Source organism: Sinorhizobium terangae, from assembly GCF_029714365.1.
GTDB lineage: Bacteria > Pseudomonadota > Alphaproteobacteria > Rhizobiales > Rhizobiaceae > Sinorhizobium > Sinorhizobium terangae.
The window spans coordinates 89,573-104,848 of the sequence record NZ_CP121661.1 but is presented as its reverse complement, the minus strand read 5'-3'; the positions used below and the strand labels follow the sequence as shown (position 1 = coordinate 104,848).

Genomic DNA, 15,276 nt, shown 5'->3' with positions numbered 1-15,276 from the left:
AAGTTGATGTTGGCCTTGTGCCTGGAGTCTGACGATCGACGATGCGTGAAGGCTACGAGGTCTCACCTGAAATAAACGGCGCCCTGCTTATCACTGTTCCCCAATTGACGATGTGCGACCCCTACACGTTGGAGCAGGTTCGACGCGAGCGCCAACGGCATCGCAGTATGTTACCGCAGGACACCGCCTTCTGGCGATCACGCCCGCCCGTCACAGCCAAGGCGATCGTCATGCTTCAATTGCTTGAGCAACTCTACTTCTAGTTTTCTCGCCTCGCCGTTGGACGCGCAATATAAAACCCGCCAATCAAATTCCTTGAAAAGTCATACTTGAAAATAGACTCGACCGGAAAGTTGTTCTCTGGTTCTATCCTGACGTACTGTTTCCGAGTAGCTTTTGAGGGCGTAGCAAATGGCTTACGATTGGGATGGAAAGCGCACACGTCGGCTCCAAATGCTCAGGTTCATGGGAGCTCTGGCCATACCTGCTCTCCTGTTCGGCTCCGCCATTGCGGCACTGCAGTGGACCGACACGGATGGTCCGGGCTTAAAGACGGCTCACTTTCGATAGATCTCCAGCCAAGCTGCACCCTTTCAAATCAGACTGAAACGCAGGACACAAAGGGTCTTCCGTCGCATCGGGTAGCGGAAGGGGAAAAGATGAATTCAGGTCAAACCTTGAGTTTCGATCCGATTGGACCTGACGAGCTGGATTTGATCGGAAGGGCCTTCCAAGACGAGCTGCAAAGGCGAGCCTTGTCGCGCAAGTCTGAAGAAGCTGAAGCGCTCGCCGCAAAGCTGATCAACGCTTATCAAGCAGGGATTCGCGACGACCTAGGCTTGAGTATTGTCGCTGGGCTGTCCTGAGGCGCAGCGCGCGCAGTGGCGAATAGACGCTGAGCGTGTGCGATTGATGGCTGCCTGCTCAGCAGGCTCCCCAACTCATTCAATTGAGTGGCGGCGAGAGCTTTGCCGGGCAAAGATGACGCAGGTGCGCGCTTATGGGGAGCGCCGCCAGGCTCACGACACGTCGAATCGCTCAAGCATCTTCTTTAGCTGAACGTTCTGCAGATGAAGCTTTTGAGCGAGTTGGGTCCGCAGCATTTTGACTTCTTCGTCGAGCATTGCCACTTCATGGAAGAACAAATCCCGTGAAGACGAGGGTCGCACGCTTTGATGATCCATTGAGGTGACCGCGCTCTGCGCAGCTACGTGGGCGTTGGCTCTCTTCCCATGTTCTCGACGCTTGATCCGCGGCTTGCGTTGCGACTTTGTGCTTGCCGTGCTTTTCGGTGCCAACGAATTCGCTTCGGCACCTGAGTGGTCAACTTTATTCGGCGCCGGTGTTTGAGCCTCGTCAGCATCGATCGGCGGTCCTAATGCCTGCGCGACATCGTCATCGTCTTTCGCCCTGTCCGATGCGACCGACCCTCGATCAACCGAGATGTCCTCATCGTGAGCAGGTGGGCTGGCAGCTACCCTCGAATTGGGTGGAAGTGCGGACGTGTGCTCCACTTCGCTCTCGAGAGCCTTGGGATCGGTGTCATTCCCGATCGAACTCTCTTGCGCCTTCACCGATGGTCGCCGCGACGTCAATTGAACAAGGAATTTCCACGGTGATTTCATAGCGTTCCAACCTTGAGCAAGCCGCACTGTGATCCAGCTGCAGCTGTTGCCTCCTCACACCTTTCGAGACGGCCCCACCATCGCGGTAACGAGCCTGCGCAACCTGCATGCCACAGCCTGCCCCCCCCAGGCCATCCCCATCAAGCCTTGTAACGATCAAACGCCGTCAGCCTTTTGACCGGTGGGTCGGCCTCTTCCCACCGGTAGATCTCTGACCTCAGGAAAGCGAGCTCCGCGGCGAGCTGCTCCTCGTCGATTTCGATCCACCAGGATTTCGGGCGGCCGTCGCTGCCATCCGACCAGCGGTAGCCTTCAGATGATCTTTCATGTCGAAGGGGCTGTGCTCGGCGAAGATGCGCACGCGCGAGCGCTGACTTGTCTTGAGAAGTTCCGCGAAAGCGCTCGGCTCCGTCACCCCGCTGGCGCCGGCGAGCACCTCGAGCAGGGCGAAACAATCGTCGACGGCGCGATGGCCATCGTGGAAGTAGCCACTCTGACCGATCAGATAGCCGAGCTTCGTGCCCTCGAAACCGCGCGCCGCCCAATCGACTTCCTTGACGGAACAGGCCCATGCCTTGCCGGAAAACATGCTTGAGAACACCTCGCAGAACGGACGATCGAAGCCGGCATTGTGGGCGATCACGAGGTCGGCCGGGTCGAGCAGCGCTCGAAGCAGCCCGACATCGATTATCTGCCCGGCAACCATCTCGTCCGTGATTCCTGTGAGGCAGGTGATTTCAGGGGGGATCGGGACAGTTGGCTGCTGCAGGCCGCCGTAAACACCTGTGACGTCGCCGATATCGCCCTCGTCGTTGAAGGTGAAGGCCACTGCGCCGATTTCGATGATCTCGTCCTTGCTGTGGTCGAGGCCCGTCGTCTCGGTGTCAACGATCACTCCCATGCGAGGAAATCCCGGGCGCGGCGTATCGACGATCTGGCGGCCGACAAGCTTGCGAAGCACGCGATAGCTGCCGCTCTCCTCCAAAAGCCGGGCCATGCTCTCGTCATCGAGTCGCCTCCGCTCGCGCAGCTTCAAGGGCGGTCGCAGCTTCACAACGACATCATCGCCTGGCTCACGCGGCGAGGGAAACATATCTAGCTGAGATGCCATCGGCCTCCAGTGCCCTCGGATTTCGGCGCACCAGTAGGGTGCGGATCATGTGTCAGGATAGAAACCGAGGGAGACTCTGGCAACGCATGAGGTCGGCAGAACAGGACACACAAACCAAAATGCCCAGAAATCTGTCGAAAAACACACCTCTCCAGCGACACCGACTTCGTTCCGACCGAAATACCTGCACCCTCAGCGCAGCGGCCCGATCGACAGACGATGTTGAGCGAATCGCGTTCGAGCAATGAGGAGCGGAAGCTGGAGCTGACGAGCCGGATCGTCGCGGCTTATCTAAGCCGCAATGTCGTTCCTGCCGGCGATCTATCCAATCTTATCCAGCGGACGTATTCCTCGCTGAGCGGCACGTCTTCGCGACATCAGGCTGAACCGGCCGTCGAGGAACAGCGCCCGGCCGTTCCGATCAAGAAGTCCGTGACAGCCGATTTCATCATCTGCCTGGAGGATGGTGAAAAGTTCAAATCCCTGAGACGCCACCTGATGGCAAAGTACGGCCTCACTCCGGAGCAATATCGTGAGAAGTGGGTCTCCCGGCCGACTACCCGATGATCCAAGCTATGCTCAACAACGCTCCGAGCTTGCGCGCGCGTCTGGGCTGGGCTGGGCAAGAACCGGCGGCACCAGCGCGAGCGCCGCCACCTGCCGCTCGCAAGAAAATCGGACTGAAGTCTCGCTGAGCCCCAAAAAACAGCTGCCCGTCCGTTGCGACAGTGCACGACGGTCCAGATCCGTATACGCGGCATCGCCATTAGGCTGCGAGTCAGCGGCATTGCCCCCGGCGCTTTAGAGCGTTCCAGACGATACATTATGCGATCCTAAACGCACAAAGCGGGAACATCGGATGAACAGCGCCCTTCGTCAAAAGCAGGGCGCAGCTGCCGCGGTTTAACGCCTTCTTCGCAGTCTGGGCGCTGACCGCACTGGACCTCGTTCAGCCCGACTGCAATCGGGAAACTGATTGCACCCACAAAATACCGAGCCGTCTCGATTGCGGATTTCGATGATCTGGCCCACGAGGCAGGTAGGACACTGGCGTAAAACAGCCCCTTCGGTCGTCTCGAAGCGGACCTCAGCGCCCGCGATCTCGCAAAGTTCGCGGATGTATCGTGACGGCTGGCGGCTGTTGGTAACGATGTATACGCCGCGGCTGGCGCGTGTCAGCGCAACGTAGAAAAGGCGCCTTTCTTCGGCGTAGGCGAACGTTTCGGGACACGGTATCACCAGATTAAGCAGCTCGTCATCTTCGATCCGGCTCGGCACACCGTAATCGCCCTCGCTAACATCAAGCAGAATCGTGTAATCCGCTTCGAGTCCCTTCGCCCGATGAAACGATTGGCCGGAAACCTCGATGTTCGCATAGGACGGTAGAGTTCCTTGAAAAGGGTCAACGTGATTATATCGCCACAGCACCAAAACCTTGAGCGTGGTGCCTGGTGCACTCCGCCATTGCGACGCGATATCTTCCAAAAACGCATCAAGCCGCTCGAGAATGCGATGGCAGGCCAACCCGAAGTCTGGCTTGCCACCTTTGCCCTCGATGGGTATCACCCGTATCGAGCGAGGTACCGCAGCACGTATCGAATGCACCGATTTCGTGATCTGTTCCGGATTGCGTTGGACGAACTTCGCGGCCGTCTCGGCAATGAGCTGGTTGCACCGATAGGTCTGTTCAAGGCGCCCCTGCCAACTGGCTCCGAAATTCGCCTCGAACTGCGTGAAGATCGTGATGTCAGAGCCGGCGAAGCGATAGATCGACTGCCAGTCGTCTCCGACCGCGAACACCTTGCTGAACGCCTTCTGCTGCTTGAGCGCCTTGATAAGGTTGGCGCGCGGCGCGGAAATGTCCTGGAACTCGTCCACGAGAATCAGAGAATACGGTGTTTGATATCGGCCGGTCTGGATCAAACTTACAGCATCGGCGATCATCGAGTCGAAATCGATCCGCTGGGATTCTTCGAGTCTCCGGGAATACCCTTGCGTGATCATCCACACGACGCGCGCATAGAGCTTCCCACGCTCCTTGTCGTGCAGGGTCTTGGCGCGCTCGAGCAGCATTTCGAGCGTCAGATGACTGGCGCGGATATGCTTGATGCAGGTGGCTATAAGCTTGTGATAGTGCTTGATCACGACCGGCTCGAGGGCCTTGGTGATTTCTTTATAGCTCCTGCGCTCGAAGGGCACGGCGCGCCGTGCCAGTTCCGCTTCAAGAGCGCTGAGCATCGTCTCGCTGCTGGCCTGCGCCGAGGTGGTCTCGAAAAAATCAATCTCTTTCCGGCGATACGCCTGCCGTTTGCTGTCCGCGTGTTGGACATAATCTGTGAAGGGCGAGGTGCCGTCGGCATTGAGCGCGAAATGCTCGTGTACCGTATCCGTCAGCGGATAGTAGAAGTCGGGGTGCAGGTGTAGGCGGGTACCGTCCTCATTTTCGATCTTGATCTGCCGCTCATATTCGAACGCGACGGAGTGCAGCCATAACCAGTTGGCGATCTTCTGCTCCTGCAGGGATTTGACGATCACCCCGGAAAGTGACCCGATCGTGGCCGCGCCTTTCCTGAGGCGATCCGACACATAGCGGCGAAAGTCCGCCTCAGTGTCGAAAACCTCGGCCGGGATGTCCGCTTTGGGATGCACCACGAGCAGGTCGCTCCACAGTCGGGCAAACTCCGGATCGGTCTCGACAAGACCCTGGATGATCTCTCCGATAACCCTGGCTTCGCCGCCGGGATGATCCACCCAGTTGGCTAGCTGGAGCGGGCGTCCCTCGACCTCCTCGATGATGCCGCGTCCAAGCGCATGAAACGTCGTGACGCGACACTCCAACGAGCTTTCCTCGACGTGGAGCTGTCGCGCGATCCTGAACCTGAGTTCATCGGCCGCGCTCTTGTTGAACGCCAGAAGCAGGATCTCGTCGGCCCGGTAGAGCTGCTTTTCTAGGACATAAGCAACCTTGCCGACCATGGTCGCGGACTTGCCCGACCCGGCGGAGGCAACGAGCAGGTTGTTATCCTCTAAATTAGCCGGATACAGGCCTCGCGTTGCTGATCAGAAAGCGAGCGCCCGTCGAGATCGTCGAAGAATTGCTGGAATTTAAGGAACTCCGAGGTGACGAACGCTTCATTATAGGCGCGTCGAACGCTCGGGTCGGTCAGCAGGGCAAATGAAGCCGGTAGGGACTCCTTGAGCCCGACCGGCATCATTTGTGGATCCAGAAGCGGGTGAGAGAGGGCGGCGGCGGCGCTGCCGGGCACGCCGGCGATAGCCCGGCCGACATCGGTCTGAGCGAGATATTGTCTGTTGCCCTTGGTGATCTCCCGAAGCTTAGCATCAACATCGAGCAAATGATCCCTCTCTGTGCCGATGAGGCCAAAGAGGTGGGTGTTGATGAATGCATAAACATCTGCCGCCAGCTGTGCGGCCGATTCACCCGTTAGCCCTGATAGGGTATCTGTTCTGCTGCGTGCGCGGATCTCGACGGTGTGCCAGAGCAGCGCCTTGCTGGTGGAAATCGACACGATATCGAGGCAACTGAGTTCGACATCACCACTCTGGCTCAGCCGGATGCTTTCAGATCGCCTGGGGTCCAGGACCAACTTCCATTTTCCGGAAGAAAACAACCTTGCAAGGAAGCCAGGGCGATATGTACGCGCCCGGCCAGATAACAAATTAATCAAAGCCACATCGCCCAATCTCCGGACAAGACATGCCTTATGGCAGGCCCTGCTTTGCCCCCACGCCCAGGTACCATTGAACGAGTTTGCACATTGCCGAAAAAGCGGCGGACGTAGTTTCGCGATCAAAGCCTGACGCCTGCCGCATCTCGGGCAAGCGCACCGACGCCTGCACACCTTTTCCGCTTGAATAGGGGGTAACAATCGCCCCTTCCGGCGCGTTCTCGAAGAAGCGCGCCATTTCGTCTTCGTCCGCGGGTGATGCGATGAGGTCCACCTGGCCGCCAGGTTCTTTGACGGAAGTCCAGAGGCGATGCCGAAGCTTGACATGGGTGGGCAAGCGTGCATCACGGATCGGCTCGACCCAAGAATCGCCGTCGTAATAGCTGGGGCGAAGAGGCGGAAAATCGAAAGCAATTCCCTCCGTTGCACACCAGGTGGTTGCAAACTCCAAATATTCCGACTTCATCCGGTGAAGAGCGAGGTCGGGGATCTGCACGCCCGTCGCGATTCGTTTCCGGATGGCGCGATCAATGATGGAGCGCCGATATTCCTGCCGCACAGAATCCGGTGATGAGATGAGCTTTGCGACTGACTCTAGATCGATACTCGCGTCGTAACTTTTCCGCTCGCCGGTATAGGCCGCTGGGGCCACGAGGATGGTCCAGACCGCATCCCAGCCTTGGGCTCGCAGTCGTCCAGCATAGGCCGAATAGCGCAACGCCTGCCGTACTGCCGGTGCGGCAGAGATCTTGTCTTCGATTAGAAGCGCGACACGGTTAGCGTCCACCTCGCCTTGGACCAACAGATCCCCGAAGCCTTCCCCGCCAAGGCTTGGCTCTACAGTGACCGTGATCGTCCTAAAATTCAGAGAACCGAGCCCACAACCAGAGAGGAAACGCTGCGCAAACAGTGGATCACATGCAAACTCCTCGGCCAGCAAGTGATCGATTTCGACTTCCTGCACGGATTTTCGCGGTAATTCCATTTCTCCAAACCCGCCTGCTCTCCTGCAAACTGGAAATTATTTCAAACTATTTTCCAAGCGTTCCCAGATGATGATTCCGTCTTGCAAGATCATCTCATGAAGACGTAGCAGAATAGATCTTGTTGAGTAACGGCAGCGTACCATGATGTTGGGCGTAGATGTTCATCCACGTTCTCTCCACCTTGCTCAGATCGTCGCATTCGAGCCAAGAAAACCACACTGCCCGCCCGTTGCTAGTGGCATTTACCTTTTCCGGATTGTCCAGGTGCTGCCCCATTCGGCGCTTGAGATTCTTCGTGAGGCCGACGTAAAGGACATTCCCATCAAATGACGTCAGCACGTAGCAACCACTGCCGTCTGGAATGAAGCGCAATCTGCTGCGACGGAACGCTTCCCTCTTCGTTGGCCGGGGAACCAATTCGCCAATATTCATATCTGGATCGTTTCAGCCATAGAAGATTTGTTCAGTGCCTTGGCCATTTCGTTCGACACCAGGCGAAGTGCTCCAGAGTTCAACCGGCCAGCCTGCCCGCCCGTGCGCCACCATTCCGGATGCCCCACTCCGGCATACTCTCCCTCGACGTTGTCGAAGCAGGACTGCAGTAGGGTTTCCATGGTCTCCACCCGGTAGTTGCCGCTGGTTTGCAGCTTCATGAAAAACGGAACTGAGAATTGGCAGAACAGCTCCACGCCACCGTACTTGTATAGAGTTTCTGAATTGCCATCATCAAGGATGGAAGAAATCGCTTTCCAATAATTCAAAAATATTCTTCTTTCTTTATCGAAGTCCATTATGGCTGAGATCGGATTATTTGCGGTCAGCACATACTTTAGAATTGACTTCGCGAAGCTGCTCTGGTTGATCCGTCCAGGCCCAGCGTCATCATTCGCCTTACGAATCTTGTCGTACCAGGGGGAGTCTGGCTGGTCATTGAGAAAGTCTACATATCTTATAGCTCTCTCAACTTCTCCTTTTTCCACTGTATTGAGGATCCATCGCGGCAAACTCGGGATGTCCTCAACATCCAACGCTTCGGTCAATCTCGCCACAATTCGTTGCTCGACCGACTTATCGACGCTCTTTTGCGTCGAGTTGACGATCAGGAAGTGGCACATCTGATGCAGCGTCGGAAGATTGATGGCCACGTTAACCGGCACTTCGAAATCAAGGACGCGCGAATCCTTCTCTGAGGCAACCTTCAATCCCTCGAGCCGATGTTGTCCGTCGACGACATTGAACGGGCCGACCTTCGCGACATCAATGGTAATAGTATTTCCGTTTTCGTCGAACGGAACAGTCTTGTCCGTCGCAAGAAATACCGATGTGGGTAGGAACGCGTCCCGCGCGTCCTGGCCTTTCACAACGTAGTCCGCGAGTTTTCTCGCGCGACTCTTGTTTAGGAGCCTTTGGTATCCCTTGTCGTCCGTGTCAGACGGGTCAAGCGTCTCGACAGTATAGAACCCGGGGCGGATCAGATCTCTAACCTTGAGCGCAGTCGCATACAACGTCAAATCACCCTGACGAACACGAGCTGCGGGAATGGTAATGGTAGTTGACATAGGCACCTCAGATTTTGGTAAGTTTCTGACGGGAAAAGAATTATTTGAAACAAGCGGCGGGCCGACTATTCCTAAGGACGCCGATATAAACTGCATTGCGTAATCCACGGAATTCAGTTCGTACAGACGAATTTCCTTGTCGTGCTGCCAGCCATTTTTCCGGGCATGTTCGATGTGCCGAACTCGCCGCTCGGGATCTGGAATACGTCTGTCGAAGAAACGGACAAGCACGCAACCCTTCTGCACCTTCACTTCCGCGAAGATGCGATCGATGAGGTAAACTATGCGCTGCGCAGGTGTTGCGCGTTCGACTATTCGCGGGTCAAGACCCCTAATTGCAGCCCTTAGTCCAAGTAGGACCGGCCGGATATGAGGTTCGGTGTATGCAATATGATCATCAATTAAATCCATTGGTGCACGGCATTGCCGCCTCCAGTGATGCGGGAGGGATTTGTGTCGGCAATTCCAAAATTTCGCAGCGAACCCCGTCGCAGTCGGTTGACCTAGTTTGCGTCCGCCAAACGCTTACGACAAACAGCCAGATCGACCAAATGCCAGCGGGTTCCGCTCAGTCGCTTGAATGTTCCCTTCCCCTCGCGAGAGTTGAGCAGAAAATCCACCTTTAGTCGAGCACGTTAGATGACACCCCACCGTTACGGTTAACCGAAGCACCGTGTTGAAAGGCGCGCAGCATGCCGCTTTGAACTACTAGCATTCAGCACCTCCATGACCGTGCGCCATCACGCGCAGTAGCGCGCCAACGATTGGCATATGAATCCATAGCTGGTCGCACCTTCGGCCCGAGACCGCAGCTACGGCGTCGCTGTAAAGCCCGAGCTGAGGGGCGTGCAGGAGGGCGTGCCCCTCCCAATGATCCATGCGGCCGGGGAAGCTCTTATGGTCGACAATGGCCGAGCCATGGCCGTAGTCGACGAGCAAGTCGATCCTGCCTTGAACGAGCTGATCACCGAACCGGGCCGTCACGGGGGCTTCGTGCAACATATTGCCATTGGGCCAACGGGTTCGGAGCCAGGCAGAAAGCCTGTCGGACGCGGTCAATGCATCGACCGCGGCGAACCCCTTGACCCCCCAACGCGCGAGCGTCGCGTCGGCGTCCTCCAGCCGCTGTGCTGGGTCCCGGTTGACATCATCGTACGCGATGATGGCGTGCAAGGCTTCGCCGACCGCCGCCATGTCTGCGACCCGATCGATCGGCAACCGCCCCCCGAGGCTCACGCGTTCCACGACCCTCCAATCGCCGCCCTCCGCCTGGCTGGGCCGTAGGTACAGCGGCAACCGATCTACCGGAGCGCCTCGCGGCCGCACGAAAGACGGCTGCGGATATCGTTCCTCCGGCGCTTCCTTCGCTGCAAGGGGCCGGACATCCGCAACAAAGGTTTGGTCACCCACGCCCAACAGATTGTCGTCCGCCGCTGGCGGAACGACGTGTGGAGCGGCATCAGGCTCGTCCAGCAATTTCAGCCAGTTCAACGTCCCTTTGGCAGGCGGTGCAAGTACAAGGTAATCACGAGCGCGGGTTACCCCCACATACAGGAGCCGGATGTCTTCATGCACGGCGCGGCGCCAGGCAGACTGGCCGAGTTCGCAAGCGAACGCAGCGACTTCGAGGGCGCTGTCTTTACCAGATTGGCCATAAGGCCATGGCCAGAAACGAATCCAGCGCCGTTCGAGAGGTGCCCGCCAGTCGAGCGCGCCATCGACCTCCGCGATCGGCTCGAACAGCCGTGCCCGTGGTTCCCACGCAAGCCCCGTCAGGACGGTCATGGGCCATTCCAGGCCCTTTGCGCCATGATAGGTTATAACCTGGATTGCATCTTTGGCGAGGCTCGGCGGTCGCTTTGGATCAGCGCCATCGAGACTGAGAAGCAAGCCTTGCAGCGTCGCCGGTGCGCCGGACGCGGCGCATTCGCCTTCATAGGCGGCGGCAAAGCCGCGAAGCGCCTCGAGGTCGTCGAAACGGATCGCCGGGTCGCCCCATTGCTCGATCTGCTCCATCAGCGCCGGCAGGGCGAGCACTGAGTCTATCAGTTCGACGGGCGTAAGATTGAGTGTGCGCTCGCGGAGTCGCTCAAGCTCGTCCGCGACGGGAACTCTTGCGCGCAGCGCCGCAGCCGAGTCTTCGGCGGCGGCTGCATGCAACCAGTCATCCGATTCCGGATCGCCACCGAAAAACCGGGCGAGTTCTGCGAGCGCCAGCCGGTCAGTCGCGTCTGCCACCAAACGGCAAGCTGCGAGCACAAGTTCGACATGGGGGGTGCGCACGAGTCCGAAACGCTCCACCGCCACTGGCAAGCCAGCTCGACTCAGTGCCCGAGCGAAACGGGCCACGTCGGTATTCGTACGGCAAAGGACAGCGATATCTCCCGAGCGAAGGGGTCGATGCTCGCGGCGAACTCCTTCGACCGTCCACTGCCAGGTATCCGCCAGGCACTGGCGAATTCCCTCGGCCAAGGCTTGCGCCTGCTCTTCGACTTTGCCCAGGAGCGGCCACCAAGCGATCGGTGGGCGGTCGAACTCGACGTCCGATCGGGCCGCGCCAGAGAACGCATGCTGGGCCGCCGCCAGCCCCATTCGTTCGAATGCCGGAGTAAACAAGGCGTTCGACAGCTTGATTATTCCGGGGCGGCTGCGCCAGGACTTCGAAAGCACGTCCTGCGGATTTGCAGCGACGCCCGAGCCGGTGAAAGCGGCTTGGGTGAGTTCCGTATCGGCTCCGCGGAAGCCATAGATTGCCTGCTTCGGGTCGCCGACCCAGGTGCTTTCTTCGGCGACCTCCGCCAAAGCCGTGAACACGGCGAGCTGCAGGGGGCTCGAATCCTGAAACTCATCCACGAACACGCGGCCAACGCGCTCGCGCAGTCGCCCAACGCGAACGGGATCCTTCAACACCTCAAGCGCGAGCGCCTCCTGATCCGTGAAGTCGAGAAGACCGCGCTCTGCCTTCCAGTTGTGATAGGCCGTCAGGGCCTCCGCGGCGCAAGTGAACGTCTCAAGGATGAACTGCTCGGTCTCGCCCCGCAAACGTGGGTGATCCACGTGGCGTCCGGCCGCGGCAACCAGATCGGCCAAGGCTTCCGCGTAGGCCGGCCCATCCTTGGTCCGCGCGCAGCTGACCTTGGTCAGTTTTGCCCAAGTTGACCAATTGAGCACCTCCCCACGCGAGGCGCGCTCATGAGCGGCGCGAATGGTCGGCAGGTCCTTTGCCGCGGTCGCGCTCGGCTGTGCCGGTCGAGCAGCCATGGCGGCTGCCAGCGCCGCGGTGAGCGCTGCGTCCAGGGCAGCGCCGTCAGCGACCGGCGACGGCAGGAGTGTTCGATATGTTTCAACCGACCGTTCTGCCGAAGCTAATAAGCCTGCAGCATCGAGACCGTTGGCCCTGGCCAGAGTCACGATCGCTCGCACCGTGCGCCGCCAGTCCGGTGGCTCACCGCTATCCGGACGCCTGGGGTCGTTATAACCGAAGCGTTCCGCAAGCGGATTCAGCACTCCGGCTCTTGCCGCAATGGCGGCATCCGCTGCCACACTGAAGACCAAGGCCTCGTTGCCTTCGCCGATGACGCTCGTTGACGGTGATCGTCCCAGATCGATCGCAAAATCACTGACGATGTGGCCGCAGACGGCGTTGACGGTGCCGAAGCGTGCTCCGAGAAGGCGGGCCGCCTCTTCCACATTCCCCCCTTCGAAGAGCTTCGCGCGAGCGCGCTCGACAAGTTCGTCAGCCGCCTTGATCGTGAACGTCGTGGCTAGGATTTCTTCCGGTGCACGGATAGTGACCTCGCGCGCGATGTCGGCAACAATGCGGGTGGTTTTGCCGGCGCCGGCGGCTGCGGTGATGGTGTTCAGTCGACGCATCAGATGGTCTCCACTTGGACGCGGCAGAGGCTCGTCAAATCACAGAAACGGCAAGGCTCTTTCGGCGCCTCGAACTCGAGACCCTCAAGCCGGTCGTTGACCACGTCCTCAAATCCGGCCGCCACCAGCACGCCTGACGACGCAAGATCACGCCAGCGCTTCCAATCACCTGCGACCATGTCGAGCGTTTCGGTGTCCGTGCGCTCGGACTCGATCGGATGATCAGTCAAGATCGAACCCCCGCCGGCCAGGATCCGGCGCTGACGCAGCAGGAAGTAGCCTCCGGTGCCCTTAGTTCCGGTTTCCGCCGAGATCGCGCGGTACACGGCCAATTGAACCGCACTCCCGTCGGCGATCTGCTCCAGGTAACGCCGCTCGGATCGGGTCCATTTCAGATCCAGTACCGCGACTTGCGAGCCACGGCGCACAAGCAGATCCAGTCTCCCGTGAAGGCTGAGACCTTGGTGAGAACCCTCCCGTTCAAGTTCCGAGCCAACGACTTCCAAGTCGCGCTCATGCAGCAAACGCACGAGCGATTCCAATGCAGCCGGCACGAGTTCGCGCGCAGAAGAGAGCTCACCCGCGTGCTCGGGCTGCAGCAGCGGCGCCGCGATCTGTGGCAGCAGAGTTTCGAAGAGTTCCGTGGCGCCGGTGCGCACACCACCCATCGGCGGTGGCGGTCCGGGAGGGAGCAACCTTCGTGCGATCTCATGGGCGAGATTGCCAAAGAGCTGATCTGGCCCTGGAATTTCAGCGAAGCGCCCGGGCCGCAGGCCCAAGACATCGTGGGCAAACCAACCGAACTGGCAGTTCAAAAGTCGACCAAGCGAGGTTGCGCTCTCACGCCGCCCTTCCATGAAGGCGGTCGCGGTGCTACCCGGCAAGGTCCACGTCGCGACGCCGCCGGGCGGATCCTTGGTTTCGCTAGCCTGACGGGTGAGATGGCGTCCGGCAAGTGCCGCGTCTGGCTCGCGCAGCAGACGCTCGGCCTTGAACGTCACTCCTTCGCCGGCGCCCTCAAGAATGGGTTTCAATTGATGGGCAAGAGGATGCACTGTGGTCTGTTCGTCCCGCAAAAGCGCCGGCCGCACGAAAATCAGCCGTTCTGCCGTGCGCTGTAGAACCTGGGTATAGCCAGCCCCAATCCTGCGCGCCGCCTCGGCTGACGACTCTAAGGTCACACCTGCGGCCTCGAGAGCCTTGACCTCGTTGCTATCCCAAGGTTCGTGGGCGAGCCGTTCGCCTGGGCCAACGAAGCCCCACCAGACCACCCGCGGCGCCGCCGACCACAACGCTCCGGGCGCGCGCACGGTACGAACGCTTCCTGCTTCGGGAACATGATCCGGATTAACAACACCCTCCGAAAGCACTTGGCCGACGATTCGCTCCAGCAGCAAGGCCGAGACGACCTCCTGCTCCAGGCGAGTGAGGGCATCCACCACAGCACCCGCGGCTGCAGCGACGGCCAGCAAGAGCCTGTCGTTGCGTCCAGCATCCGCGCGCATCGCCCATGCGGCCACTCGACCGGCGATCGCTTGCGCCTCGACCATCGGAATTCCCACACTCCTGTCGAAACGGCCGACATCCGTCCACATGCGCCATTCGGCGAGTACGGCATCAACTTTCTTGTTCGCGTCCTTTGATTCAAGCTCGGTGTGCATCTCCAGGAGCCGCGCTTCAATCTCGGCCCAAGCATTAAGCCAAGCCGCACCACCGATTCCTGGCTCCGAGCTCAGTGCACGGGCCAGACGCTTTGCCGCCCAACGGGAGATCGGCGGTCGAGGAAGCATAAGAAGGTTGAGCAGCACTCGCGGATCGAATGGTCGCCAAGCAGCGGCGAAGGCGAGTGGCAGTACCTGCAGCGCGCCACGCCAGGGTGATGCGGCTGAGAGGCCAAGCGCCGGAAGGCCACGCGCAGCCAGCGCATGATCGAGCAAGGCCGTGTCTCCGTCCGGGGCCAACACAACGGTGCCCGCACCCTCCTCAGCAGAACCGGTCGCCAGCCAATCGGCGACTGCTTCCGCAGCCATCAGTTCCGTGTTGGCCTCAACAACGACGAAAGTGCCGTCTCCCTCGAGCGGTTCCGGCGGTTCCCCGGCAAGAGCCCCCTGCACCTTGCGAAGGTCGGACCCTTCCACGGCCGGTACGCAGCCTTCGTGCTGATCGATCGAGACGCCGGCGGCCTCCAGTGCGTCCACCAACCGCAGCCACAGCGGGGGAAGCAGAGCTCGCGGTTCAGCCAGCGTGAGCCGTTTAAGACGCAGGCCGGAACGACTTGGCAATGCTTGCAGCAGCTGAACCGCGCGATCTGCAAGGCCAAGCGGCAAGCTCGTTCCGGCATTCTCGGCCGCGGCGAGATCGTCAATCCTTCCCGTCCCAACCGGTTTTCCATGCCATCCTGCCGCAATGAGATTATCGCGCCATTGCAGCAAG

General features: G+C 59.4%; 10 protein-coding genes and 2 pseudogenes. 3 read left to right on the top strand and 9 right to left on the bottom strand.

All coding sequences use genetic code 11. The annotated features are described in order from the left end of the window. The first annotated feature begins 41 nt into the window (after positions 1-41). Entirely contained in the window at positions 42-263 is a 222-nt protein-coding gene (locus QA637_RS28780; RefSeq protein ID WP_283067825.1) for a hypothetical protein, read from the top strand. Positions 264-659: 396 nt separating this feature from the next. Continuing rightward, positions 660-866 (top strand): hypothetical protein, encoded by a 207-nt coding sequence (locus tag QA637_RS28775; protein ID WP_283067823.1) that lies wholly within the window; start codon positions 660-662, stop codon positions 864-866. A gap of 153 nt (positions 867-1,019) precedes the next feature. On the opposite strand, the gene QA637_RS28770 is transcribed toward QA637_RS28775, so the two are convergent. Then, complete coding sequence (locus QA637_RS28770) at positions 1,020-1,625, bottom strand: hypothetical protein (RefSeq protein ID WP_283067822.1); 606 nt, start codon at positions 1,623-1,625, stop codon at positions 1,020-1,022. Between the two features lie 140 nt (positions 1,626-1,765). Next, positions 1,766-2,718, bottom strand: a pseudogene (locus QA637_RS28765) (3'-5' exonuclease). Between the two features lie 240 nt (positions 2,719-2,958). Between QA637_RS28765 and QA637_RS28760 the strand changes: the two are divergent. Further along, positions 2,959-3,364, top strand: a pseudogene (locus QA637_RS28760) (Ros/MucR family transcriptional regulator); the annotation flags it as partial. Between the two features lie 275 nt (positions 3,365-3,639). Here the strand turns inward: QA637_RS28760 and QA637_RS28755 are convergent. The 7 genes from QA637_RS28755 to QA637_RS28725 all read right to left on the bottom strand — a co-directional run bounded on the left by QA637_RS28755 (position 3,640) and on the right by QA637_RS28725 (position 15,170). Beyond that, positions 3,640-5,712 carry a UvrD-helicase domain-containing protein gene (locus QA637_RS28755; protein WP_283067820.1) on the bottom strand — a complete coding sequence of 691 codons (2,073 nt, stop codon included), beginning with the start codon at positions 5,710-5,712 and terminating at the stop codon, positions 3,640-3,642. Between the two features lie 50 nt (positions 5,713-5,762). Beyond that, entirely contained in the window at positions 5,763-6,431 is a 669-nt protein-coding gene (locus QA637_RS28750) for a hypothetical protein (RefSeq protein WP_283067819.1), read from the bottom strand. Positions 6,432-6,459: 28 nt separating this feature from the next. Beyond that, on the bottom strand, positions 6,460-7,410 hold the full coding sequence (locus tag QA637_RS28745; protein WP_283067817.1) for a hypothetical protein: 951 nt from the start codon (positions 7,408-7,410) through the stop codon (positions 6,460-6,462). A 94-nt stretch (positions 7,411-7,504) separates the two neighbouring features. Further along, entirely contained in the window at positions 7,505-7,843 is a 339-nt protein-coding gene (locus QA637_RS28740) for a GIY-YIG nuclease family protein (RefSeq protein WP_283067815.1), read from the bottom strand. After that, positions 7,840-9,381 (bottom strand): DGQHR domain-containing protein, encoded by a 1,542-nt coding sequence (locus QA637_RS28735; protein ID WP_283067814.1) that lies wholly within the window; start codon positions 9,379-9,381, stop codon positions 7,840-7,842. The genes QA637_RS28740 and QA637_RS28735 overlap by 4 nt, the downstream gene beginning before the upstream one ends. A 297-nt stretch (positions 9,382-9,678) precedes the next feature. Further along, a complete protein-coding gene (locus tag QA637_RS28730; protein WP_283067812.1) occupies positions 9,679-12,843 on the bottom strand; it encodes a UvrD-helicase domain-containing protein in 3,165 nt (1,054 codons plus the stop codon). Further along, on the bottom strand, positions 12,843-15,170 hold the full coding sequence (locus QA637_RS28725) for a PD-(D/E)XK nuclease family protein (RefSeq protein ID WP_283067810.1): 2,328 nt from the start codon (positions 15,168-15,170) through the stop codon (positions 12,843-12,845). The genes QA637_RS28730 and QA637_RS28725 overlap by 1 nt, the downstream gene beginning before the upstream one ends. Positions 15,171-15,276: the final 106 nt, after the last annotated feature.